The sequence below is a fragment of the Paraflavitalea speifideaquila genome, assembly GCF_032395985.1.
In the GTDB taxonomy this organism is placed as follows: domain Bacteria; phylum Bacteroidota; class Bacteroidia; order Chitinophagales; family Chitinophagaceae; genus Paraflavitalea; species Paraflavitalea speifideaquila.
Genome location: NZ_CP135920.1, coordinates 1590349 through 1611480, shown reverse-complemented (window position 1 = coordinate 1611480; position 21132 = coordinate 1590349). Strand labels below are relative to the sequence as shown.

General features: G+C 44.3%; 31 protein-coding genes, 1 pseudogene and 1 riboswitch. Of the genes and pseudogenes, 5 read left to right on the top strand and 27 right to left on the bottom strand.

The features are described from left to right. Nucleotides 1-205: 205 nt before the first annotated feature. Nucleotides 206-856 carry a TolC family protein gene (locus tag RS881_RS11275; RefSeq protein ID WP_315821169.1) on the bottom strand — a complete coding sequence of 217 codons (651 nt, stop codon included), beginning with the start codon at nucleotides 854-856 and terminating at the stop codon, nucleotides 206-208. A 179-nt stretch (nucleotides 857-1035) separates the two neighbouring features. Then, the gene (locus RS881_RS11270; protein ID WP_315821168.1) at nucleotides 1036-1935 is read right to left on the bottom strand and encodes a helix-turn-helix domain-containing protein; all 900 of its coding nucleotides are present in this window, start codon (nucleotides 1933-1935) and stop codon (nucleotides 1036-1038) included. Nucleotides 1936-2514: 579 nt separating this feature from the next. Here RS881_RS11270 and RS881_RS11265 point away from each other — a divergent pair. From RS881_RS11265 to RS881_RS11255, 3 genes are all read left to right on the top strand, one after another. Next, nucleotides 2515-2712, top strand: a complete 198-nt coding sequence (locus RS881_RS11265; protein ID WP_315821167.1) for a hypothetical protein — start codon at nucleotides 2515-2517, stop codon at nucleotides 2710-2712. A 14-nt stretch (nucleotides 2713-2726) separates the two neighbouring features. After that, complete coding sequence (locus RS881_RS11260) at nucleotides 2727-3026, top strand: helix-turn-helix domain-containing protein (protein ID WP_315821166.1); 300 nt, start codon at nucleotides 2727-2729, stop codon at nucleotides 3024-3026. 123 nt (nucleotides 3027-3149) lie between these two features. After that, complete coding sequence (locus tag RS881_RS11255; RefSeq protein WP_315821165.1) at nucleotides 3150-4538, top strand: hypothetical protein; 1389 nt, start codon at nucleotides 3150-3152, stop codon at nucleotides 4536-4538. Nucleotides 4539-4613: 75 nt separating this feature from the next. On the opposite strand, the gene RS881_RS11250 is transcribed toward RS881_RS11255, so the two are convergent. The 22 genes and pseudogenes from RS881_RS11250 to RS881_RS11150 all read right to left on the bottom strand — a co-directional run bounded on the left by RS881_RS11250 (nucleotide 4614) and on the right by RS881_RS11150 (nucleotide 18326). Then, complete coding sequence (locus RS881_RS11250; RefSeq protein ID WP_315821164.1) at nucleotides 4614-4868, bottom strand: hypothetical protein; 255 nt, start codon at nucleotides 4866-4868, stop codon at nucleotides 4614-4616. A 76-nt stretch (nucleotides 4869-4944) separates the two neighbouring features. Beyond that, nucleotides 4945-5739, bottom strand: coding sequence for a hypothetical protein (locus RS881_RS11245; RefSeq protein WP_315821163.1), 795 nt, complete (start codon nucleotides 5737-5739; stop codon nucleotides 4945-4947). After that, nucleotides 5688-6158 (bottom strand): carboxypeptidase-like regulatory domain-containing protein, encoded by a 471-nt coding sequence (locus RS881_RS11240; protein ID WP_315821162.1) that lies wholly within the window; start codon nucleotides 6156-6158, stop codon nucleotides 5688-5690. Before RS881_RS11240 ends, RS881_RS11245 begins: the two co-directional genes overlap by 52 nt. Further along, a complete protein-coding gene (locus tag RS881_RS11235) occupies nucleotides 6155-6487 on the bottom strand; it encodes a hypothetical protein (protein WP_315821161.1) in 333 nt (110 codons plus the stop codon). The genes RS881_RS11240 and RS881_RS11235 overlap by 4 nt, the downstream gene beginning before the upstream one ends. 19 nt (nucleotides 6488-6506) lie before the next feature. Continuing rightward, the gene (locus RS881_RS11230; RefSeq protein WP_315821160.1) at nucleotides 6507-7496 is read right to left on the bottom strand and encodes a FecR domain-containing protein; all 990 of its coding nucleotides are present in this window, start codon (nucleotides 7494-7496) and stop codon (nucleotides 6507-6509) included. 12 nt (nucleotides 7497-7508) lie between these two features. Beyond that, on the bottom strand, nucleotides 7509-7718 hold the full coding sequence (locus RS881_RS11225; protein WP_315821159.1) for a sigma-70 family RNA polymerase sigma factor: 210 nt from the start codon (nucleotides 7716-7718) through the stop codon (nucleotides 7509-7511). Further along, complete coding sequence (locus RS881_RS11220) at nucleotides 7703-8080, bottom strand: sigma factor (RefSeq protein ID WP_315821158.1); 378 nt, start codon at nucleotides 8078-8080, stop codon at nucleotides 7703-7705. Before RS881_RS11220 ends, RS881_RS11225 begins: the two co-directional genes overlap by 16 nt. Before the next feature lie 195 nt (nucleotides 8081-8275). After that, the gene (locus RS881_RS11215; RefSeq protein ID WP_315821157.1) at nucleotides 8276-8830 is read right to left on the bottom strand and encodes an RteC domain-containing protein; all 555 of its coding nucleotides are present in this window, start codon (nucleotides 8828-8830) and stop codon (nucleotides 8276-8278) included. A 415-nt stretch (nucleotides 8831-9245) separates the two neighbouring features. Continuing rightward, nucleotides 9246-9391: riboswitch (SAM riboswitch) on the bottom strand. A 153-nt stretch (nucleotides 9392-9544) separates the two neighbouring features. After that, nucleotides 9545-10285, bottom strand: coding sequence for a helix-turn-helix domain-containing protein (locus RS881_RS11210; protein WP_315821156.1), 741 nt, complete (start codon nucleotides 10283-10285; stop codon nucleotides 9545-9547). Next, nucleotides 10282-10683: a hypothetical protein gene (locus RS881_RS11205; protein WP_315821155.1), complete on the bottom strand. Its 402-nt coding sequence runs from the start codon at nucleotides 10681-10683 to the stop codon at nucleotides 10282-10284. Before RS881_RS11205 ends, RS881_RS11210 begins: the two co-directional genes overlap by 4 nt. A 118-nt stretch (nucleotides 10684-10801) precedes the next feature. Then, entirely contained in the window at nucleotides 10802-10915 is a 114-nt protein-coding gene (locus RS881_RS59295; RefSeq protein WP_350340208.1) for a hypothetical protein, read from the bottom strand. 38 nt (nucleotides 10916-10953) lie between these two features. Beyond that, nucleotides 10954-11322, bottom strand: coding sequence for a hypothetical protein (locus tag RS881_RS11200; protein ID WP_315821154.1), 369 nt, complete (start codon nucleotides 11320-11322; stop codon nucleotides 10954-10956). Between the two features lie 390 nt (nucleotides 11323-11712). Further along, nucleotides 11713-12426, bottom strand: coding sequence for a hypothetical protein (locus tag RS881_RS11195; RefSeq protein WP_315821153.1), 714 nt, complete (start codon nucleotides 12424-12426; stop codon nucleotides 11713-11715). 191 nt (nucleotides 12427-12617) lie between these two features. After that, nucleotides 12618-14197 (bottom strand): annotated as a pseudogene (locus RS881_RS11185) (thiamine pyrophosphate-dependent enzyme). Nucleotides 14198-14330: 133 nt separating this feature from the next. Beyond that, nucleotides 14331-14693: a thiamine pyrophosphate-dependent enzyme gene (locus tag RS881_RS11180; RefSeq protein WP_315821150.1), complete on the bottom strand. Its 363-nt coding sequence runs from the start codon at nucleotides 14691-14693 to the stop codon at nucleotides 14331-14333. 88 nt (nucleotides 14694-14781) lie between these two features. Further along, nucleotides 14782-14976 (bottom strand): fumarylacetoacetate hydrolase family protein, encoded by a 195-nt coding sequence (locus RS881_RS11175; RefSeq protein ID WP_315821149.1) that lies wholly within the window; start codon nucleotides 14974-14976, stop codon nucleotides 14782-14784. Further along, the gene (locus tag RS881_RS11170) at nucleotides 14952-15392 is read right to left on the bottom strand and encodes a fumarylacetoacetate hydrolase family protein (RefSeq protein ID WP_315821148.1); all 441 of its coding nucleotides are present in this window, start codon (nucleotides 15390-15392) and stop codon (nucleotides 14952-14954) included. The genes RS881_RS11175 and RS881_RS11170 overlap by 25 nt, the downstream gene beginning before the upstream one ends. Before the next feature lie 147 nt (nucleotides 15393-15539). Beyond that, nucleotides 15540-16118: an aminoacyl-tRNA hydrolase gene (gene pth / locus RS881_RS11165; protein ID WP_315821147.1), complete on the bottom strand. Its 579-nt coding sequence runs from the start codon at nucleotides 16116-16118 to the stop codon at nucleotides 15540-15542. 124 nt (nucleotides 16119-16242) lie between these two features. After that, the gene (locus RS881_RS11160) at nucleotides 16243-16887 is read right to left on the bottom strand and encodes a 50S ribosomal protein L25 (RefSeq protein WP_315821146.1); all 645 of its coding nucleotides are present in this window, start codon (nucleotides 16885-16887) and stop codon (nucleotides 16243-16245) included. 81 nt (nucleotides 16888-16968) lie between these two features. Then, a complete protein-coding gene (locus RS881_RS61600; RefSeq protein WP_322791222.1) occupies nucleotides 16969-17196 on the bottom strand; it encodes a phosphoribosyltransferase family protein in 228 nt (75 codons plus the stop codon). Nucleotides 17197-17216: 20 nt separating this feature from the next. Continuing rightward, complete coding sequence (locus tag RS881_RS11155; RefSeq protein ID WP_322791221.1) at nucleotides 17217-17918, bottom strand: ribose-phosphate diphosphokinase; 702 nt, start codon at nucleotides 17916-17918, stop codon at nucleotides 17217-17219. Between the two features lie 186 nt (nucleotides 17919-18104). Further along, on the bottom strand, nucleotides 18105-18326 hold the full coding sequence (locus RS881_RS11150) for a hypothetical protein (RefSeq protein ID WP_315821145.1): 222 nt from the start codon (nucleotides 18324-18326) through the stop codon (nucleotides 18105-18107). Between the two features lie 126 nt (nucleotides 18327-18452). Between RS881_RS11150 and RS881_RS11145 the strand changes: the two genes are divergently transcribed. Together RS881_RS11145 and RS881_RS11140 are read left to right on the top strand one after the other, a co-directional pair. After that, nucleotides 18453-18659 (top strand): UPF0758 domain-containing protein, encoded by a 207-nt coding sequence (locus RS881_RS11145; protein ID WP_315821144.1) that lies wholly within the window; start codon nucleotides 18453-18455, stop codon nucleotides 18657-18659. A gap of 35 nt (nucleotides 18660-18694) precedes the next feature. Continuing rightward, nucleotides 18695-19144: a JAB domain-containing protein gene (locus RS881_RS11140; RefSeq protein ID WP_315821143.1), complete on the top strand. Its 450-nt coding sequence runs from the start codon at nucleotides 18695-18697 to the stop codon at nucleotides 19142-19144. 13 nt (nucleotides 19145-19157) lie between these two features. Here RS881_RS11140 and RS881_RS11135 read toward each other — a convergent pair whose 3' ends face one another. From RS881_RS11135 to RS881_RS11125, 3 genes are all read right to left on the bottom strand, one after another. After that, nucleotides 19158-19472 carry a DUF3467 domain-containing protein gene (locus RS881_RS11135; RefSeq protein WP_315821142.1) on the bottom strand — a complete coding sequence of 105 codons (315 nt, stop codon included), beginning with the start codon at nucleotides 19470-19472 and terminating at the stop codon, nucleotides 19158-19160. 115 nt (nucleotides 19473-19587) lie between these two features. Then, the gene (locus tag RS881_RS11130) at nucleotides 19588-20139 is read right to left on the bottom strand and encodes a SusD/RagB family nutrient-binding outer membrane lipoprotein (RefSeq protein ID WP_315821141.1); all 552 of its coding nucleotides are present in this window, start codon (nucleotides 20137-20139) and stop codon (nucleotides 19588-19590) included. 107 nt (nucleotides 20140-20246) lie between these two features. Further along, complete coding sequence (locus tag RS881_RS11125; protein WP_315821140.1) at nucleotides 20247-21122, bottom strand: SusD/RagB family nutrient-binding outer membrane lipoprotein; 876 nt, start codon at nucleotides 21120-21122, stop codon at nucleotides 20247-20249. Nucleotides 21123-21132: the final 10 nt, after the last annotated feature.

Here is a 21132-nt window from a genome sequence, read left to right as displayed (position 1 = left end):
TCTTGAAATATTTTGCCTGTTCATTGCTCAGGTCTATGCGCCGTTGATAAAAGACAGTATGGGATGCTGCTGGCGGGAGCCTGAATCATACAAGGCAGCAGGTATACGCGCTATAAATAAGGTATCGAGGATAAAGCTTTGTGCAGGTACCCCATGAAAATGGCCAGTTGATTGGCCTGCTCCTGTTCAAAATCACGGGCACGGGTCAATACGATCCGGGCATTCGATACTTCTGCATTGGCCAGCGAAGAATCGACACCTGCATTAAGGCCATTTTTACCCGGGTAGTTACGATACCCTGCAAGGCCACCGCCCTGTCGAGGTTATTTTGCCAGGATTGGGTAAGCCTTTGTGCTGCCAATAGGTTCATATAAGCAGCCGCCACCCTGATCTCATGCTGAAACTGCTCTTGTACCAGGTCACTTTCATCCCTGGCCACGGTAGCCTGTGCCGTTTTGATCTTTTCTTTGGCGCGACCAAAAGAGAAGAAGTCCCAATTAATGTTGGTGAGGTACAGGGCGCCGAAAGCAGCATGCCAGCTTTGTTCGGGCAAGGGTGCACCGGAAGAAGCAGCATTGCTAATGCCCCGCAAAGCATAGGAAGGGCCGGTAGTTCCATTCACAGTTCCAAAATCGTGCTGGAAGGAAATACCCAGATCGGGCAGGTAATCCCTTTCACTTTGCCTGACGCCTGCTTTAGAAGCATTGACATAATTGACCTTTGCTTTGATCGCACTATAATTATGCACACCTGTTTGTACTGCCTCTTTTAGGGTCAATACCTGTGCTTCAGCCACCTGAAAGCTAAAAGCAATACTTAGAAGCCCTAATAGGGAAACCGGGTAATTTTTTGACATGCTATTGCAAATGAATGAGAATCAGATTGTAATATCCTTAACCACGAGGCAAGCTATTCGTTAGCGAAGAATTGCATTTCAAGGAAGTAAAGGTAGCCAGGGTTAAAGGGATTGTCATTATACATTTCAAACAAAAACCTATAAAATTCAAACAACCACACCACGGAATGACCTGGGCGTTACAAGGGTTTGTTTTTAAAGAAGTTGTTAAAATAGGCAGGATATTCAAAACCGAGGCTGTACGCAATTTCAGATACGTTCCAGTTGGTATGCAACAACAGGGCTTTCGCTTCTTTCACGATCCGGTCGGCAATATGTTCTGTAGTTGTTTTGCCTGTAATTTCCTTTACCACCCGGTTGAGGTGATTGGCATGTACTGATAAATTGATGGCATAATCGCCGGCTGTTTTCAGTTTGAGTACATGATCGGGCGAGTCGATGGGAAATTGCCTTTCCAGCAATTCAATAAATAAGGCAACTATTCTTGAGGAAGCATTGGTGTGCTGGAAATAGCTATCAGCAGGTTTCGACTTCAATGCTTCATGAATAATGAGGTTGATATAGTTGCGCAGCAGATCATATTTATGAATATACTCGGATGCAAGCTCTACCTGCATTGTAGCGAAAATACCGCATAGCAGGTTAACCTGTTGTGGTGTTACAAAATAGATAGGATCGCCCCCTATTTTAAACAAAGGCGATTCCATGATGCCTTCATTTCTGTGGGTACGGTCGGCAAACTGTTGATCAAAGAGACAGAAGTATCCTTCCTGCTGTGAAGAAGCCGCTTCCCAGGCATAAGGGATGGAAGGGTTGGAAAACAATAAGGCCGGCCTGTCTATCTTAATGCCTTTATCGGCATAGTACAACATACCCTCGCCAATTATAAGCGATATCTTGTAAAAGTCGCGCCGGTTATACGGAGAATAGGTTTTACAATAAAAGTCACTACGCTTGTACACATTCAGGTGACCCAATTCCTGCCGCTGATTTTGCTTGTCGTAAATAACCCGTCCGCTACCCGTTACCGGACTACCGAGCCGTTTGTAAAAATCGCTGATTGATTCCGCCTTGCCCATAAACCGAAATTATGAAATTCAAATAATTAGCAGATTAAAATGTTTATAAAATTAGACGGATTGCCCAATTGTTGAGATGGACGGTATGCCCTTTTCGACCACTGCGCAAATGTCGGTTTGCCAGTTGTTAACGGCTTGTTACCGGGGAGTAGAAAGTCAACAAGGCATCGAAGCATAAAGACAACGAGAAAGGGATTCGACTAACTCCTGGCAATCGACAAATAAGGAGAAGGGCAACTGCTGCCTGTCAGGATACTAGCCGGATCCATGTGGGATACACTGAATACCCTATGATACTTGCACTGGAACCCATACAGACTTGCACTGGCCTCCTATGGTGCAGTGCAAGTATCATAGTATACCAGTGCAATTATTAGTGAATTATTAGGCGTATAAGCTAGTACCAGACTAGGTTTCAGCTACATCGACTAGTGAATATTAGTACAACAGGGCTTGGCAGCCGTCTGCCCGAGGATAGAATCGGTTTTCCTTAATTTCTGATAAGCAATTGGTTATAAATAAATTACCTTGCACCTTATGCATCTGTACATTAAAAATATGGTTTGCAACCGCTGTATCATGGTGGTAAAGCAGGCATTTGAACAAGAAGGACTGCATCCCCTCCAGGTAAAACTGGGAGAGGTAGAACTGGATAAAAAGCCGGCCAGCGCTACCCTGGAAAACATAAAAGCCAGGCTGGCCGCCGTGGGATTTGAAATACTGGACGATCAGAAACAACAGACCATTGAAAAATACGCGATGTCATCCAGCAATTGATACAGGGAGGTGAGTTGGATGAAAACCATAAGTTCTCTGAATTGCTTTCTAATGCCATGCAAAAGGATTATGCATTGCTTAGCAAACTATTCTCTGAAGTGGAGGGTATCACCATTGAGAAGTATGTGATCCTTCAAAAAATAGAAAAGGTAAAAGAACTGATGATCTATGATGAATTACCGCTTACTGAAATTGCCTTCCGGCTGGGTTATAGCAGTGTAGCGCATCTATCGGCACAATTCAAAAAAATAACAGGTTTCAATCCTTCTGATTTCAGGAAACTCAAAGACCACCATCCTACTATCGGGCACTAAGCTGAATTATATAAATAATACCTGGAATGGTATAACAGGGCTGTCTGGTGCTGGCAATAGTTTTGTGTAATTAATCACCTACCACCGGGCAATAGACCTACTGTTGTTTTAAAAGTGACCAATATGCACAAATTCTTACTTACACTGCTCACCACTGTTTTTGTAGTTACAGCCACCAATGCCCAGCACGAGCACCATAGTGTAGATAAAACAAAACGCAAGGCTGCACAAAAAAACGGCCACGAGGGGAATAAGATGCCCATGCCCGAAGATCAAGAAACACCCGACAGCAGCATGAAAATGGGGGTTCCCATGAGCCATGCTTTTTCTTTAAACCTGCCTATGAACCGGAATGGTTCCGGCACAGGCTGGCTGCCGGATGCCAGTCCAATGTATGGGGTGATGCTGCATTCCAAAAAATGGATGTATATGATCCATGGTAGTATATTTCTTCGTTATAACAAACAGGATATTGGCAATAAAGGGGTAAGAGGAGGAGAGAAATGGGATGCGCCCAACTGGCTCATGGCCATGGGACAACGTAAAGTAGGCGAAAGAGGATTGTTCAGGTTCAGTGCCATGGTATCCCTGGATGCTCCTATTGCAGGAGGATCCGGCTACCCGCTATTGTTCCAGTCGGGCGAATCCTGGAAAGGGCAACCGCTGGTGGACAGGCAGCACCCGCATGATCTGTTTTCAGAACTATCTATCGGCTATACATATGCCATTTCAAAAAAGGTAGATGTATTTGGTTATTTCGGTTACCCCGGCGAACCTACCCTTGGCTCGGTAGCCTTTATGCACCGCCCCTCGGCCTTGCCCAATCCCGATGCGCCGCTCAGCCACCACTGGAATGATGGTACCCATATTACTTTTGGCGTGGCTACCCTGGGTATAAGATTGGACAAATTCAAATTAGAAGGCTCTTCCTTTACCGGCCGTGAGCCGGATGAAGACCGGTACAATTTTGACAAAGCCCGGTTTGATTCATGGAGCGGACGATTGTCGTACAACCCTACCGCTAATTGGGCTTTCCAGGTAGGTCATGGCTATATAAAAAGCCCGGAAGCGCTCCATGGCGAAGAAGATGTACACCGCACTACTACCTCTGCGGTTTATAGCTTGCCCATGAAGCATGAGGGCTCACTCAATGTTACTGCTCTTTGGGGCCTGAATAAAACAGCCGGACATGATGGAGAACATGCTGTACTACTGGAAGGCGCCTTGCAACTTAGGAAACTGGCCATTTACAGCCGGTATGAATGGGTACAGAAATCTACGGAAGAGTTGGACCTCGATGAAACAATTTATGGCCATGATGCCATTTTTCCTGTACATGCATTAACCGCCGGATTGAATTATACAATGCTAAAGGTTGGGCCAGTACGATTGGCTACTGGCGGACACCTAAGCTTTTACCATGCGGATAAAAAGCTGGATGGACTCTATGGGAAAAACCCCATTGGCGGACAACTGTACATCCGGATCTATCCCAACCTGATGCGCATGTAAAGTTGAGCGCTTGCTTACCTGGAATAGCTGGTTACTAAGTTTTCCAAAGAAAAAAGGGGAATATATACCGGAAGATCAGAAGAAGTTAATACCAACACTAAAGCCCGACCAAATTTTTAATTCATCATCTTTAGACATGGACCTGATATTTTGCTTGTAGCCGTCGAACTTGGTTTTTTGATCAGAAAAGTAGATGGACACGGATGGACCGGCAAAGAGTGAGATGTATTTATTCAGTTTAAAGGTCAGGTGCGTTTCCAGGCGACTGAGCACGTTGGCATAGTTCCAGCTACCCAGGTATACATGTTGCGCAGTGACTTCTGCATTCACTGCCCAGCGAGGATTCAGGTAAAATTCCCTTCCCAGGCCATATCCAAAAGTATAGGCTTTATTATCTTTGGTAGGTTCAACACCCCCCCAACAAAATACTGTACAGTTTGGCATTTCCGGTTTTAAAAGCCGCATTGAACGGAAACACTTCGTTGCCATAGAAGGCCAGTTTATGGTATCCCTTGAAGATGATATTGATCAATCCTATACTATAACCATCCGATGTATCGGCAATATTAATCAGGCCCACCTGTACGCCCGATAGCTTCCTTGTATAATTGATCACACCGGAAATCTGTGCCCCCTTTACCTCCTTAAAGTTGACATTCAGCACGCCGGCAATTTGTGCACCATCCATTCTGCCACCATTAACATTTAAAATACCGGCAATCTGAGCTCCATTGGTTCCACTGTTTGCATAATTGCCAATACCGGCAGCCTGCAACCCATTCATGCTGCTTCCAACATGATTATAGATACCGCTTAATTGTGCGCCTATAAACTGCCGCCTTACAAAATTGGAAATACCAGCTGCCTGTACACCTCTTACACTGTCCATCACCGTATTATGAATACCTGCCCATTGTACCCCATCTACCTGACCACCGACGATGTTGAACCATCCTGCTGCCTGTACATAACGAACATCTTTTTTGACCAGGTTAAACCATCCTGCCAGCTCTACACCATCCACCCCACCCGAATAACCGCCCAACATGTTGAGGGAAATATGGTTAATGACCTGGCTGTTCAATGGCCCGTTGGTACTTAAACCTGGCAGCAGGGATAGCTGATAAGGCCGCCTAACGAAAAACTTTTTCAGGTTAATGGTCTGCACTTTCTGCCAGGTAGACAGGAGCCATTGCCCCATTTTTGTTTTTCGACCATGGTCGAATCTGTTTTCCGGTAGGTATACAACCAATGAGTACTATCGGCTTTGCGCACGGCTATCACAATGGAGTCGGGTGCATCAAAAGTATAGGGGCTGATGGTAATTGTTTTATCGGAGTTTTCCACCGGCATGATGGCAATTGAAACCTGTTGATTGTACCTGGGCTGTATAACAATGGTGGTATCTTCATAAAACTCTTTACTCACGGTTATTGAGGCCTTGTCATGTCGGCTCTTTAGCCTGAGCTTAAAATAGCCTTGTTTGTCGGAAATGGCGGAAACCAACTGGTTCTTTTCATAAATACTGGCATTACTGATGGTTTCACCGGTTTGATCGTCCAGGATAAAACCGCTTACATAATAAACCTTTTCTTCGCTGGCGGTCCGGTTAGTGATCACCGCCATCTTAATGGGCGTTTTGCGAAGGATGATATAATTGCCACTTTCCCGGTATTCATACCCTTCTGAAAAAGCAAGTCCATTACCTGCTTCACCGTTTTATTGTACACCTTCAAAGTAACCAGGCTATCACCTTTGATAATATTGCTATTGTAAGAGAAATAAAAGTTCCCCTTATTGCTCAATATCTCCAATACCTGGTCCAACTGTTGCCGGTATACATCAATCGAAACCGTTCGGCCCAATACATTTTGCGCCGAGGCTGCAACGGAAAACAATAAAATATTTGAAAGTAAGATAGCTCTTACCAATCCTGCTGTCTGCTTCATAACTTTTTCTGCGTATAACTTATTTCAATATGATCTTGGGGTCGTTACGTACAACGGTAAAATCAAACGTCTTAGATAAAATATTCAGGGCACTGTCAAGGGGCTGATTGTGCAAAGTGGTGGTCCAAAGGTATTTTTTCTTCTCATTTGACTCAATGGTGATGTTTACATCATAGGCTTCATTGAGTACCTGTACTACTTTCCACAAGGGAGTACGATCACATACAAAGGTCTTATCACGGTAATACTTGTAAAGCTGATCAGTTACCTGCTCTTTCATCAACACTGAATCCGGATGATTGACAATGACTTTTTCTTTGGGGGTAAGAGACACTGTTTGCTGGTGGCTACTTACCCGTACGGTACCAGTTTCCACAATCACTTCAGTTTTACTGCCGGTGGTCTTGATATTGAAGGAAGTACCTGTTACGGTAACAGTAACGCCATTAACAAGGACCACAAAGGGTTTATGCTTATTGGGCTTTACATTAAAAAAGGCCTCTCCTTCAAGCGCTACTGTTCTGCCATCTTCATTAAAAGCCCCTGCGTAGCTTAGGGATGAATGCTTGTTGAGCGTAATGACTGAACCATCGGGTAAAGTATCGACCTGGCTGGCATTGGTGCTGGCGAGGGTGACTGACACATCTGATACCCGATGACGGGCAAAGAAGAGGATCATAGCTATTACCCCTCCGGTGATCAGGATCATAGCCGCTATCCGCCAAGGCCTCAACCGGCTGTTGATAGAACGAACAATAGCGGGTGCATTACCACCGCCATTAATAACCCTTTGCTGAAACCTATTCCAGGCAAGGTCTTCATCAACTGTACTTTGAGCAGCCAGTTGCCGGCTTTGATCCCAGATCAGTTTAAAATGCTCAAAATAACGCTGATTGGCAGCACCCGTCCCGATCCAGGCTTCCACTTGCCTGCTTTCATCAGGCGTGGTTTCCTGCAACAGGTATTTCACCAGCAGGTCATCATTCATATCGTGTACATGATCTTTCAAGCTTTTTCTGGTTTACAGGTTTAACAGGGATAAGATCACAAACGGTAAAAAATCGATCAGCTTTAAACGCATTAGTTTAAGGGCTTTACCCATCTGGTTTTCTACGGTCTTGATGGACAGGCCCAACCGGTCGGCAATTTCCTGGTACTTGAGTTCTTCAAACCTACTCATCTGGAAAATGGTACGGCATTGCTCGGGCAATTCTTTCAGTGCCGTACACAAACGTTCTTCCAGTTCCCCATCAATACTTTCTTTTCTGCGTTATCTGAGTGTTGATTCATACGCGCTGTAGCATAGGACTGATAGGCCGATTTCACTTTCAGGTGCTTGATGTAATTCAGGCTTTCATGATAAACAGCGCGGTACAGGTAGGCGGTCAGGGAGGTTTGAATGGTCAGATGGGCCTTACGTTCCCAGATCTTGTAAAACACGTTCTGCACCATTTCTTCGGCCATAAAATCATCCTTCACAATAGTACAGGCATAAGCATGCAAGTTCTTAAAATGTGATTTAAAAACATCTTCAAAAGCTGCTGTGCCCACTTCAGTACGTAACTGAATGTTGCCCGTATCGTTAACTGCCATTCGAACGGTTTGATATCTGCCGCCAAATATAACTGCTTCTGCCAATTGCGCTTTATTATATGACAACCGGCAGAAACCTTACCCCTATTTGGGTGCACGAAATACAGTAATTAAAACGAATTGGACAAATGAAGAATGGAGTAAATGGTTGATTTACGCGTTAAATATCAATGTACTGCAATTAAAGTGGCGACATTAATTATTGATACGGTGCATTTGTTGATTCACATATTCCATATAGCGTTCGCGGGCAATGATAGAGGCTACCAGGTGGTCGTGTGAAGTAGTAGCTTCCGGCGCAATATCGTAGGCCTTCGCTGCCGGCAGCAGGGTAGGGTCATTATTGGCCCGTACAAAATAAATGGTATCCATTTCGGTCATGCCCGTTTTATAGTACTTATAAAAGGATTCGTGCTCCATAAAGAAGCGGCTTGCCAAAAGCAACTCATTTTGCCAAAATTTGTATATGTCTTGTTGATCTTCTTCAGGAAGGAATAAAGCCGCTTTATATACCAGTGCATAATACTCAATCAAGCCGGTAAACTTGGGTTTGATGGTTTTGAAGAACCAGGCTTCTTCCGATTCACTGTGAAACCTATAGGTATGCAGGAGGTTTTGTAGTTGTTTCCAGTTCATTTCACAAGTACGGAAAGCGCATTCAATATGCTCTTTTTCGGTGAGGTGCTGCTGCCTGCAGGACTCCATTTCAGCCAACATCCTCTCGTACAAGAGTTTGCATTGTTCTTGCATAGATAAACCAGGGGATTTTATAGGGATGTAAAAACTTTGTATCAAAAAAAAAAGCAGGGAGAGTAAAAACAATCCCTGGTTAACCAAAAGGTCACATGAGAAAATCTACTATTTGAAACAAAGTTTATTGTCATTGATTGGTTTCTTCCGGTTTGCCCGTGTCCCATCCCGGCATGACCGGGATAAGGACAAAGCGGACATTGACATATAAGAAGAAACAAAACCCTCCTGGAAATTCCCAGCTATGCTATACCTGGGTTTTAAAACAGGCATACGGAAGCAAATAGGGAAGTCTTTTAATGGTTACTAATTCATTACTGGGGTGGGAGCATAAAAAAGCCCACCTGCTGATAAGCCAAGTGAGCCTGAAAATATTTAACAATGCCAATGGCAGTGCCTTTCAAAGCTGAACACAGACTTATCTACCTCCGCATTTTGTGCGAAGCAGGAATTGGCACCTTCATTCCCCGCATCATGCACAATGTCTATACAGCATGAAACAAAAGAAGGGTTGCCAAGGCATCATCGGGCCCGTTTTCCCTCAGCCTTTCTTGATAAGCAACACATAAAAGGAACGTAGCAAATATATACAATCCATCTGTTTAAACTGAAAGTGAAGCTGTAAATATTTTACTACCTGAAGCGAAAAGTATAAATAAACGAGAATTTACGCCATGGAATTGTCACAATTGCCAATTGTCAAATGCGTAACCCTTACACGTTAGAAAGGCCAACAGCCTGTTCCCGCTGCTCCTTTAATTGCATTTTGTATTGGGAAGGAGTAAAGCCAGTAAACTTTTTAAAGGCCTTATTAAAAGAAACTTTATTATTAAACCCTGTGTCCAGTGCAATCGACTCAATTTTACTATTATCTCCCGCTATTAACATCTTTTTGGCCGCTTCAATTCGTTGTTGATTAACAAAATCCGGGAAACTGATGCCCATATGTTCATTAAGCACCTGTGATAAATGGTGAACGGAAGTAGCTAGTTTATCGGCAACCTCCTTCTGTTTAAGATCCCGCTGCAGGTAAAACTTTTCTGTATCTACCAATTGTTGTAATTGTAATTGAATTGCCTGGGCCGTTTCATGATCCAGCTTGGAAAACTTGTATTTTTCGGCTGGCCCCGCTGGCATCTCCATTACTACAGGTGCCACCTGGTGTGCATGTTGTACATTCAGGTAAGCGATGGCAAAAATACCTATTGTAGTAAGCAGTTTTACCAACACCGAAACGTACAGGGATATAACAAATGGAATATAATACCAAAGCGAAAACCCAATGAGCTGTACCACTGAATAAGCAGCAAAGAACAGCAATATCCATTTCAGGTAAAGCTTTGTTTTCAGGCTATTTTCTTCAACAGTGCTCCAGACTGCATATACACGGAATTTGTAATAACAAAGAAAGGTAATACCGGTTACATAGGTAAGGCCTAGCCAGCCATAACTCACATAGTCCTCTCCTCTTCTAGATGCATATATATAACGAACAAAGACAAGGATCGCAAAAATGCAGTTGGAAGCCAATATAGCCAGGCCATGCGTGGCCAGGGCCTTAACCCAAAACAAGTACGCAAATACATCAACAGGAAATTGGCACCTGCTGTACCCAATATCCAGCCTGCTACTACACCGGGGTAAAGTGGATGATAATAATAATCTTTGTAATAGGTGGCAATAAAGAACAGTACACCAAGTGAAAACATAAGTACCAGCCAGCCAAGCAACTGGTTTTGTATTCGGTTGTTTTTAAACCGCCACAAAACAACTGCTAACACCAGTCCCTGCGTGCCCGCCATGAGGAACAGGAGCATGAACGCACCTGGTAGAATAAACATAGCATCCGACATACCCGTAAATATTGCTGTCTATTAATGTTTACACAGCAATATTATACAGAATGGCCTAACCCTAATAAAGCTTTATTAAGTATTTTCAACCGTTCCTGTAAAAGCAGCCCCGAAGACGCTATTCACCCAACCATATTTTAAAGCCATTTACCCGCTCCCGGCTGATGATGACGTCTTCCGTTGCACCCGGCTGGATCCCGACCTTGAGCTTGCCATTGAACCATACGAGTATTTTGGCGATGGCGGCATGGCTAATAATGTATTTTCTGCTTACGCGAAAAAAAGGACAGGCGCAACCATTTCTTCGATCTGTGTAATGGTAAAGGGTAATACATAGTCTTTATTATCCAGGGTTTTGACAAAGCATATTTTCTCCTTTGAATAGAAATAACGGATATCTGTAACGGGGAGGGAAATGTACTGGTGTCCTTTCCTGATCAGGAAACGATTTCTGTAAACAGGCTCCTGCTGTTTTTCCGGATTGAGCAATTGAAGCAACTCTTCTAACTGTGACGACAGGTTGTTCGTTGATGATGGAAATTCCTTGCTAGGGGATAGGAAAGGAATGGCGGGTTCGCCTGTATGCCGGAATGTCATATCCCGGACAGTACCCTGGGTTGTCTTTTTCGCTAATAGCACGACGCATAGTAATTGTTTTTCTTGACACCCCAAAGGTCACAGTTAGACATATCAACAGCATTTTCCGGAGCAGGAAAAGCGTAAAGCTTTATAATCTTTCACACGAAATACAAGTTTGCTGCGGGCATTTACACGTTTGTCGAATCCGGGAAAGGGGGATGACTAGTCAATTCAAGAATGGCAGCAGGCTTTCCTATTGATTGAAGCGATCATTGATTAATAAAATAAGGGGCACCTGCCATCTCATTTTAATGACAAATTGACCATAAACAAAAAAGCAGGTGGTAGAAACCACCCGCGAGTCACATGAGAAAAATTCTATACCGCAACTATTTTTGTAGATCCAGGGATGAGTTGCGATAGGCATATACCGAAATCCCCGGAGTTCGTTTATCCTTCGGCTTTTTGCCGAATGACCTTTGAATGATGTAATGGCTGTTTGTTTAAGATATCCAGTAACAACTCAAAGAGGTCCGCATCGCGGAAATTGTACCGGAATTCTGTTTCCTTGACATGGAGGTACAAGGTGTTGCCATTTAATCCCCTGAATTTTACGAGGCGTGCCTTAAGCATACCCCAGAACAGGTCAATTTCATCAACATGCGAGCGCCCTCTGGCAGCCCCATTGAGGCCTCCCTGCAGTCGCAATAATCGTACATTGTTGAAATCGGCAATACCATTGTAAACATACAAATGGTGCTTTTGTAATAGATCTTCATCAGCCTCTACCCTGCCTTTTAACCAATCATACAACCAACTGGTTTCAATGCCGGGCATTTTGTCTGTGTAGATATGCTCCTCTTTTTTGAAAATACCATAGAAGGGTTTCTTCCCCGAAAGTCCATTACTTTCAGCAGGATGAGGTATTCCATGGTCAATGGGAAGGAAAGCAACATTACCGTTCTGGTAACGAAGGGGATTTTTCTCTTCGCAAAACCGCGCGATGTGCGTGCGAATGAGTTTAAAATAGGCGTTCACCGTGATCCGGCTTATACCGGAGATGTTTGCTATTTGCGTAGCGGTGAGGTCTTCGCAAAATAATTTCAATAGCTCCCTCACTTTCCGTTCGGAAAGGTGGGCGCCTTTAAGGTATTTGTTTTTCATGGCGCTAGCTGGTGGTTAAGTACGATACTCTACGTAAATAAGACAAATTTTATTATAACCGATTTGTTAAAATATTATAAGCGGCCAATGCAGGGGATGTATGCAAGAATCTTAAAATCTACTTATCATGTAAAACCAACTAATTGGGTAGAATAAGTAGAATGTCACAATAATGTAAGCTGGCTTTTTTGCTAAAACAATAGCAGCCTGCTTATGGCAGCTTTTACTTTTTCAGGATTAGGTAGAGCAACTTGTTCCAGTTGCATGTTCATAGGTATGGCTGGAATGTTTATGGTACCTGTTACTTCTACGGGGGCGTCGAGGGATTGAAAGCAATGCCGGGAGATACGGCCAGCCAGGGCTTCAGCAAAGGAGTTTAGTTGTTGTTCTTCAGTTAACACAAGGCATTTGCCATGTTTTTCACTGTGCTAAATACGAGTTCTTCGTCTAAGGGGTATAGTGTGCGCAGGTCTATTATTTCTATCTGGCCGGGAAAATGAACGGCAGCAGCCTTGGCCCAGTACACACCCATACCGTAGGTAATGATGCAACAGGATTCGCCCCTGTTTACAGCCTGTTCACTTGCTTTTACTACAATATTTCCCTTTCCTAAAGGAAGTATGTAGTCACGGGAGGGTTCAGCGGTTTTGGCATCTTCGGTGCCAGGTACTTTACTCCAGTAAAGCCCTTTGTGTTCCAACATGATTACAGGATTGGGGTCCAGGAAGGCTGCTTTCATCAGGCCTTTCATGTCGGCAGCATTAGAAGGATAGGCTACTTTAAGGCCCTTAATAGATAACAGTGTTGTTTCTATACTGCCACTGTGGTAAGGGCCGCCACCTCCATAAGCTCCTATGGGCACCCGGATCAGGGTTTGAACCGGATACTTCCCACAGCTAAGGTAGCATGATTTGGAGATTTCAGTGACAAGTTGGTTAAAACCAGGGTAAATATAATCGGCAAACTGCACTTCTACGATAGGTTTAAGCCCTACCGCACTCATTCCCACGGTGGAACCAATAATATAGGCCTCCTGGATGGCCGTATTGAATACGCGGTGATCGCCAAATTGCTCGGCCAGCGTTGCAGCTTCGCGGAATACGCCTCCCAGCCGCCTACCCACATCCTGTCCATACAATAGGGCTTCAGGATGATCTTCCATAATTTCCCGGATGGCAAAAAGAGCTGCATCTACCATCATTATTTTTCCAGCCGCAGAATTAGGCTGACTACCGTTCCGGTTGCCTTTTTCGGTGCTTACTGGCGTTGGGGCAAAGACAAAGTCAGCCACGGTGGCAGCCTCGGGTTCCGGAGCCTCGGTAGCCTGCCGGAAATGCCCGGCCACTAGATCTGCAGATTCTTGCTCAATCAATTTCAGCTGTGCCTCCGTAATCCCTTTCTGAATGAGTTGTTGACGAAGCCGGGGTACGGGGTCATTGGCAAGGTGCTTTTCCCAATCTTCGGCTGAACGATAAAATTCTTTGCGAACCCCACTGGTATGGTGTCCCAGCAGCGGTACTTTAGCCTGTACCAGGTAGGGCCCACGGTGCGTCCTTACATACTGCACCACACGCCGCAGGCTGTCATAGCTTTCTTCAAAATTACTGCCGTCTATACGTACTCTTTCCAGGCCAGGAAAGCCGCCAGCATAGTCGTAGGCATCCATTACCCGCGCTTCTTCCGCGCTCACACTGATACCCCAATTGTTATCCTGCACCAGGTAGATAATTGGTAGTTTTTTCAAAACCGCCACCTGGAAAGCCTCGCTCACCTCCCCTTCTGTTACACTGGCATCGCCCAGGGAACAGATTACTACCGGTAATTCGCTATTAGGGCCTTTTTTAGCCTGGAATTCAGGGATGATTCCAGGTACTGAACTCCCTGCGCCAGGCCGGTAGTAGGAATCACCTGCATACCTGTAGCGCTACTTTGATGTATAATACCTGGTTTATCTTCTCCCAGGTAATTGGGGTGTGAATAATATTCTCTACCGCCGGTAAAGGGTCATCGGCTTTAGCCAACAATTGGAGCATCAACTGATAAGGAGTAAATCCCAGTCCCAATAAAAGGCTTTCATCCCTATAATAGGGGCTTACGAAATCACAAGGCAGTAACTGAAAAGCGGCGGCCAACTGGATAGCTTCATGGCCACGGGAAGTGGAGTGTACATATTTACAAACAGACCGGTTGGCTTCATAGGTTTGAGCCATAGCGCCGGCGGTACACATTAAGCGATAAGCTTTTAACAAGATATCAGGATGGATCATGGCAAGCAAACAATGTATGGAAAATAGTCAAAAAGCCATTCCGTTGTAACGAAATGGCTTTTGATATTCTTTATCATGTAATCAGATCTTATTTAACTCCTACGCTCAACAGGCTGTCGTCTTCGATAAACCCTTCGAGTTCATCACCCACTACACATTCTCCTACACCGGCAGGTGTTCCTGTAAATACCAGGTCACCGATGTTGACGGAAAAATAGTTGGAAATATAGGCTACTACCTTATCGAAGTTATTGATCATCAGGTTGGAATTACCCTGCTGCACCAGTTCCTTGTTTTTGTACAAACAGAAATTGATGTCCTTTTATTTTTGATATTCTGAAGGGGAATCCATTTTCCAATGACGGCCGAGTTATCCCAGGCTTTGGCTTTTTCCCAAGGTAATCCTTTCTCTTTGAGCTCATTCTGTATATCACGCGCAGTAAAATCAATGCCTACTGTCACTGCATCATAATATTTGCTGGCAAAGCGATCCTGGATATATTTTCCATTTTTGGATATACGCAATACCAACTCACATTCATAGTGCAATTCGTTCGTAAACTCCGGATAATAGAATGGCGTGTGTGCCTGTAATAAAGCACTTTTGGGTTTCATAAAAATGATAGGTTCGTCCGGAACCTCGTTACCCAATTCTTTTGCGTGAGCCACATAGTTACGGCCTACACAGAAAATTTTCATACTCAACAAAGGGTTTAACTGAGATAATTGTTTTCAAGTTTCATAGCCTGGAAAGGCAGGGGGTACAGGTTCACAGGAATATTAGATACTAAAAATACAATATCCAGTAGGATATTATTGGCGAAAATAAAGATTGAAATTAACAAATCATAGCGGAAACTCCAATTTATTCGCTTCATTCATAGTCCTTTCGATACCAATCGTAGTAAAGCTTTCAATGATTTCAACGCATTTTTCCACCTTTTGTTTCACTACCGGCAGCTCCGTATCGTCCCAGCGCCCTAGTACAAAATCCACTTGCCTTCCTTTGAGAAAATTATTCCCGATCCCGAAGCGTAACCGTGGATATTTGTCCGTTAAGAGGGTCTCCTGAATACTTTTAAGTCCATTATGACCAGCATCACTACCCGAAGCACGTAAGCGTATTTTGGCCAGGGTTAGGGCCAGATCATCCAGTATTACCAATATATGCTCCAGCTGAACCTTCTCTTTGTCCATCCAGTACTTGATAGCTTTACCACTTAGATTCATATACGTGGCAGGCTTGACAATTATCAACTGCCTCCCTTTCCATTTTACTTCGGCAATTTCGGCCAGGCGATCTACTCTGAAAAAGGCTCCATGTTTCCTGGCGAGCGCATCAGCCACGTCGAACCCAATATTATGACGGGTACCTACATAATCAGCCCCAATATTTCCCAAACCGACGACCAGGAATTTTGACATGGAAAAAGTAGTTAAAATAAGTAGTACGGCCTATACTCACATAATAGTATTCATGCAATATTGGAAGGATAAAAAAAGCCCGGATGGATACCGGGCTTTGCTAATATAGACAAAATATCTATTATTATTTTTTTGCAGCCGGTTTTGCAGCAGCAGCGGCAGCGGGTTTCGCAGCGCCTGCAGCAGGCTTAGCGGCAGCAGGAGCAGCAGCTTCTTCCTGTTTCAACTGACGGGTCATAACAATAGAAGCGATGGGAATACGGGGAGAGTTGAGAATTTCATAATTGTCAACTACTACATCTTCCACACGTATGTTGGAGTTCAACTCCAAATTAGTAAGATCTACTTCAATATTTTCCTTCAGGTACTTGGGGAGCGTTTTTACCTTGAGGGATTTGATCTTAGTGATCAATTTACCACCTGCTTTTACACCAGCAGCAGAACCTGTAAACTTCAAAGGAATGGTAGCAATAACAGGTTTGTCAGCTACCAGCTGCAAGAAGTCGATATGTGCCAGCTGATCTGTAACGGTATCAAATTGCAGGTCCTTCAGGATACACTGATAGGATTTATCACCTACTTTAATATCTGCTAACAAAAATTCGGGCGTATAAACGAGCGATTTGAAAGCCAGCACAGGAGCAGCAAAATTGATCTCCTGTGAACCGCCGTAAATTACACTGGGTACCAGACCCTGAGAGCGGAGTTGGCGGGCGGCTTTCTTCCCGGTTCCGGTCCTCAGTTGGCCTTCAATTGTAATTGATTTCATTGTATTTAATTTAAAAATTTCCTGATTTTCAAGAGCTGCTACCTTCAAATGGTATGCTCTGTTTTAGCTCATAGCCCGTAATTACTTATTCCTCATTTGGCTGTGGATAAACAATCCTGTAATACTTCTGTTTTCATATGCATTGCGAATAGCTACGGCAAACAGTTCAGCTACACTAAGCAACTTGATCTTGGAGATCTTTTGCTTTAACGGGATAGTATCACAAACCACTAGTTCTTCCAACACGCTGTTTTCAATGTTTGAGTAAGCGTTACCACTTAAAACCGGGTGTGTACACAAAGCTCTCACACTGCGGGCTCCTTTCTCTTTTAATAACCCGGCCGCTTTGGCCAGGGTTCCCCCGTATCACAGATATCATCAATCAATACGATATCCCGGTCAGTCACATCCCCGATCACCACCATACTCGCAATCTCATTAGCCCGCTTACGGTGTTTATCACAAATCACCATTTCGGCATTGAAATAAGTGGCGATTTCCCGGATCCTATTGGCACTTCCCACGTCGGGGGCCGCAAAGGTAAGGTTTTCCAGTTGAAGTTGCTGTATGTAAGGAATAAATATGGCCGAGCTATCCAGGTGATCCACTGGGATATCAAAATAGCCCTGGATCTGTGGCGCGTGTAAGTCCATGGTAATCACCCTATCAGCACCAGCGGCCACCAACATATTGGCAACCAGCTTGGAGCCAATGGCCACCCGGGGTTTGTCCTTCCGGTCCTGGCGGGCATATCCATAATAAGGTATTACTGCCACCACTTTATAGGCAGAGGCGCGACGCGCCGCATCGATCATTAATAACAATTCCAGCAGGTTCTCGGCCGGCGAAAAAGTGCTTTGGATCAGGAAAACCATGTCGCCCCGGATACTTTCCTGGAAAACAGGCTGGATTTCCCCATCACTGAACCGTGAAATTGTAATTTTTCCTAATGTAATCCCGTATTTTCGGGCAATTTTTTCAGCCAGGTATTGTGAACCCGTACCGGAGAAGACCTTGACAGACGTTTGCATACCACGTAAATGTGCGGCGAAGATAGAGAGAAGGAAAGGGATTTAACAGTACCTGTACAGGAAATTTTTCCCCGGGGTGAGATAAAAAAACATATCCTGATCCAGCCACAGAAACCTGCAGATTGTATCAGGATATACCTTTTGCGATGGCCGGCAGCCGGCCTGAGTAAAATAAAAAGATTGAACTTATTTGGTTACAGTAAGCAAAACCTGTTTACTACTGGCTGCTGTAGCTGTTTTTTGAACAGGAGTATCATTTTTGCGAACAATAGAAATTTTAGGATTTAGTACATGAAATATGGCTGAACAGATGAAAATGGAAAAGAAAAGCGCCACGCAATACATACCGATGCAGAAAAAGAAAGGCTGATAGCCGCCAATTGCTAAAAATGTAGTTTTCCGTTTCATGGGATTGTGGATTAACAAGTTTCTAAATAAGGATTGGATTTTCTTTAACAATAACGACAGTTTGGTAAGCTTATTACACACTGTGGTTACTATTCAAGGGTGAAAATTAACAGAACCTTTTTATACATGCAAGCGAAGAATTACCCTATCAAACACTGGGCAGAAGACGATCGGCCCAGGGAAAAACTACTAAGCAAAAGTCCCACTACCCTGAGCAATTCCGAATTATTGGCCATCCTGATCCAATATGGATGCAAAGGGAAGTCGGCTGTAGACCTAGCCCAGGACATTCTAAAGTATAGTAATAACAATTTGAACAACCTTTTAAGCTGACAGTCAGCGAGTTAATGGGACTAAAGGGAATTGGCATGACCAAGGCAGTATCTATTGTGGCTGCCCTGGAACTGGGGCGGCGGCGGCATGCATTGGAGGCCTTCGACCGATCGGTCATAGGCAATAGCCGGGATGTAGCTAATTACCTGCGTACCCTTTTAAGAGACCGGACAGCTGAGGTTTTTGCGGTTATATACCTGAGTCAATCCAATAAGATCACCCGTTTTAGCATTGTGAGTGAGGGCGGAATTACCGGCACTATTGTCGATCCCCGGCTGATCATTAAGAAAGCGCTGGAAGAAAATGCCGTACACCTCATTCTTTGCCATAATCATCCCTCGGGCAGCCTCCAACCCAGCCTGGCCGATCGGGCCCTTACACAGAAAATCAAACAGGCCGCCCTCCTGTTTGACATCAAAGTGTTGGACCATATTATTGTAGGTGAAGAGGGATATTACAGTTTTGCCGATGAGGGCACCCTGTAGGCCTGTCCTATTTCTAAGCTTGCGCAGTAGGGCCGCCAAAATTCATAGGGAGCTGTACATCTTCCAGGTCTTGTATTTTACCATTGAGGGTTTCAAAGCGATTAACATTCTCAATAAGCGCCTTCATAAACCTTTTGGCATGCTGTGGCGTAAGGATAATGCGTGATTTTACTTTGCTTTTGGGTGTACCCGGCATTACATTCACAAAGTCAATAACAAATTCGGCATGAGAGTGTGTAATGATAGCCAGGTTGGCATAAATCCCTTCGGCTATTTCTTCGCTGATCTCAATATTAAGTTGATTCGGTTGCTGATTTTCATTATCCATTACCTATATAATTAGGCTGTAAAAGTAGGATAGTTTGCCGTGGCAGCCAAAGTAAACAAAACAGGCTGACTCCATTGCGGGAATCAGCCTGTTTTCTTATTTAGAATATCAGAGATTAATCTACATCCCAGAAGATCTTCGTATCAAATGCACTGATAGCACCCTGTGCCTTTACATTTACCTCGTTGCTGGATTCTTCAGATTGCGGATAGAAAAGACGGGAGGGCCTTTTCTGACCCACGGCCGCAGAAGCCGAAGCAGGTGTTTCAGGATAATTGGTACGGCGGTACTCACTCCAAGCTTCCAAACCACCATAGTGCACCAAAGCCAACCACTTTTGCATCCAAATAGCTTTCAACTTATCGGTGGAAGCTGTCCAATCGGCCAGGTCTTTGCCACTGGTCAGCAAAGTAGTAGCCGCGGCTGAAGCTGTTCCTGTAAGGCGGAATGACTCTTTAACACCTTGTCCATAATATTCCTGCGCAGTGAGTGGCAGGTTTACAGCTCCTGCATAACGTAGTTTCGCTTCGGCGAGCAGGAAGAAACTTTCGGCCGCAGTAAACAATACCATTGGCTTATTGAACACGCCTCTTACAATCTGGGCGGGGCCAATGTAGGAAGAATTCTGGGCAAGATAACCAGAACTGGCGCCAAAGGGAACAGGCACATAATGCTTCAGGGTATCTCCTTTTGCACTTACACCCGGATTATTCTGATTCTCCCCTCCTGCCGCATAAAATAGGCGTTTGAGGCGGAATGTATCATTGGAAGCTTTTAATACATCAAAAGAAATACTGTAGGGCGTGGGTAACGACCCAATGGGCGAACTGCATTATTGGCCTGGTAGCCCCAGCGGTCATAGAAAGGATTGGTCTTTCCATCGCTGGCAATGTATCCCGGGTTACTGGTTACATCCTGACCGGCTGCAAGGAACCCTTCTGCTACTGCCACTGCTTTATTGATCTCTGCAGTAATATACCCATCACGGCCACTTATTTTGCTTTGCCTGATCAGTAAACGCAGCTTGAGGCTGTTGGCAAAACGGATCCAACTGGTAGCAGAACCTTTAAAAACAATGTCAGCACTTACCCCTGGAGCACCAAATACATTTGCTTTTACATCAGCAATGGCACCATCCAGTAATTTGATCAGATCTTCATAAACAGCCTTTTGATCATCAAACTTGGGCGCCAGGCTGCCTGTTCCTTTCAAGGCATCGGAATAAGGCACATTACCATATACATCCACCAACTGGTGCATGATATACGCCTTCATTATTTTGGCCGGCCCCTTCATATAAGGTTGTGGCTGGGCATGGTCATCGGCTGTGTCGATCACATACTGGTAATCTTTCAAAATGTCATACCAGGTATCCCAATAGTTGAAGTTGGTATTATTAAAAATATACTGAAATTGAGACGGGCTGATGATATAGGTGCTGGATTGGGTCATCTGGCCACTCCAGTAAGAACCCAGTTCATTGGGGTCAAGCACAGCGGCTGTACGATTGACAGCTGCCGTGAATACATAATCGGCTGTAGACGTAGGCAACTGATTAGGGTTGGTATTAATATCCAACCATTTCTTCTGGCATCCACTCAATGCAACAGCAATACAAAGAATGGGTATTATAGATTGACGTAGTTTCATGATTACTTTG

Excerpts from the sequence above, each read along its gene's own strand:
- RS881_RS11275 (WP_315821169.1), bottom strand. The coding sequence starts at position 856 with ATGTCAAAAAATTACCCGGTTTCCCTATTAGGGCTTCTAAGTATTGCT.
- RS881_RS11270 (WP_315821168.1), bottom strand. The coding sequence starts at position 1,935 with ATGGGCAAGGCGGAATCAATCAGCGATTTTTACAAACGGCTCGGTAGT.
- RS881_RS11265 (WP_315821167.1), top strand. The coding sequence starts at position 2,515 with ATGGTGGTAAAGCAGGCATTTGAACAAGAAGGACTGCATCCCCTCCAG.
- RS881_RS11255 (WP_315821165.1), top strand. The coding sequence starts at position 3,150 with ATGCACAAATTCTTACTTACACTGCTCACCACTGTTTTTGTAGTTACA.
- RS881_RS11245 (WP_315821163.1), bottom strand. The coding sequence starts at position 5,739 with ATGGGGCAATGGCTCCTGTCTACCTGGCAGAAAGTGCAGACCATTAAC.
- RS881_RS11235 (WP_315821161.1), bottom strand. The coding sequence starts at position 6,487 with ATGAAGCAGACAGCAGGATTGGTAAGAGCTATCTTACTTTCAAATATT.
- RS881_RS11220 (WP_315821158.1), bottom strand. The coding sequence starts at position 8,080 with ATGGCAGTTAACGATACGGGCAACATTCAGTTACGTACTGAAGTGGGC.
- RS881_RS11215 (WP_315821157.1), bottom strand. The coding sequence starts at position 8,830 with ATGCAAGAACAATGCAAACTCTTGTACGAGAGGATGTTGGCTGAAATG.
- RS881_RS11205 (WP_315821155.1), bottom strand. The coding sequence starts at position 10,683 with ATGTCGGATGCTATGTTTATTCTACCAGGTGCGTTCATGCTCCTGTTC.
- RS881_RS11195 (WP_315821153.1), bottom strand. The coding sequence starts at position 12,426 with ATGAAAAACAAATACCTTAAAGGCGCCCACCTTTCCGAACGGAAAGTG.
- RS881_RS11180 (WP_315821150.1), bottom strand. The coding sequence starts at position 14,693 with ATGATCCATCCTGATATCTTGTTAAAAGCTTATCGCTTAATGTGTACC.
- RS881_RS11170 (WP_315821148.1), bottom strand. The coding sequence starts at position 15,392 with ATGAAAATTTTCTGTGTAGGCCGTAACTATGTGGCTCACGCAAAAGAA.
- pth (WP_315821147.1), bottom strand. The coding sequence starts at position 16,118 with ATGTCAAAATTCCTGGTCGTCGGTTTGGGAAATATTGGGGCTGATTAT.
- RS881_RS11160 (WP_315821146.1), bottom strand. The coding sequence starts at position 16,887 with ATGAAATCAATTACAATTGAAGGCCAACTGAGGACCGGAACCGGGAAG.
- RS881_RS11155 (WP_322791221.1), bottom strand. The coding sequence starts at position 17,918 with ATGCAAACGTCTGTCAAGGTCTTCTCCGGTACGGGTTCACAATACCTG.
- RS881_RS11150 (WP_315821145.1), bottom strand. The coding sequence starts at position 18,326 with ATGAAACGGAAAACTACATTTTTAGCAATTGGCGGCTATCAGCCTTTC.
- RS881_RS11145 (WP_315821144.1), top strand. The coding sequence starts at position 18,453 with ATGCAAGCGAAGAATTACCCTATCAAACACTGGGCAGAAGACGATCGG.
- RS881_RS11140 (WP_315821143.1), top strand. The coding sequence starts at position 18,695 with ATGACCAAGGCAGTATCTATTGTGGCTGCCCTGGAACTGGGGCGGCGG.
- RS881_RS11135 (WP_315821142.1), bottom strand. The coding sequence starts at position 19,472 with ATGGATAATGAAAATCAGCAACCGAATCAACTTAATATTGAGATCAGC.
- RS881_RS11125 (WP_315821140.1), bottom strand. The coding sequence starts at position 21,122 with ATGAAACTACGTCAATCTATAATACCCATTCTTTGTATTGCTGTTGCA.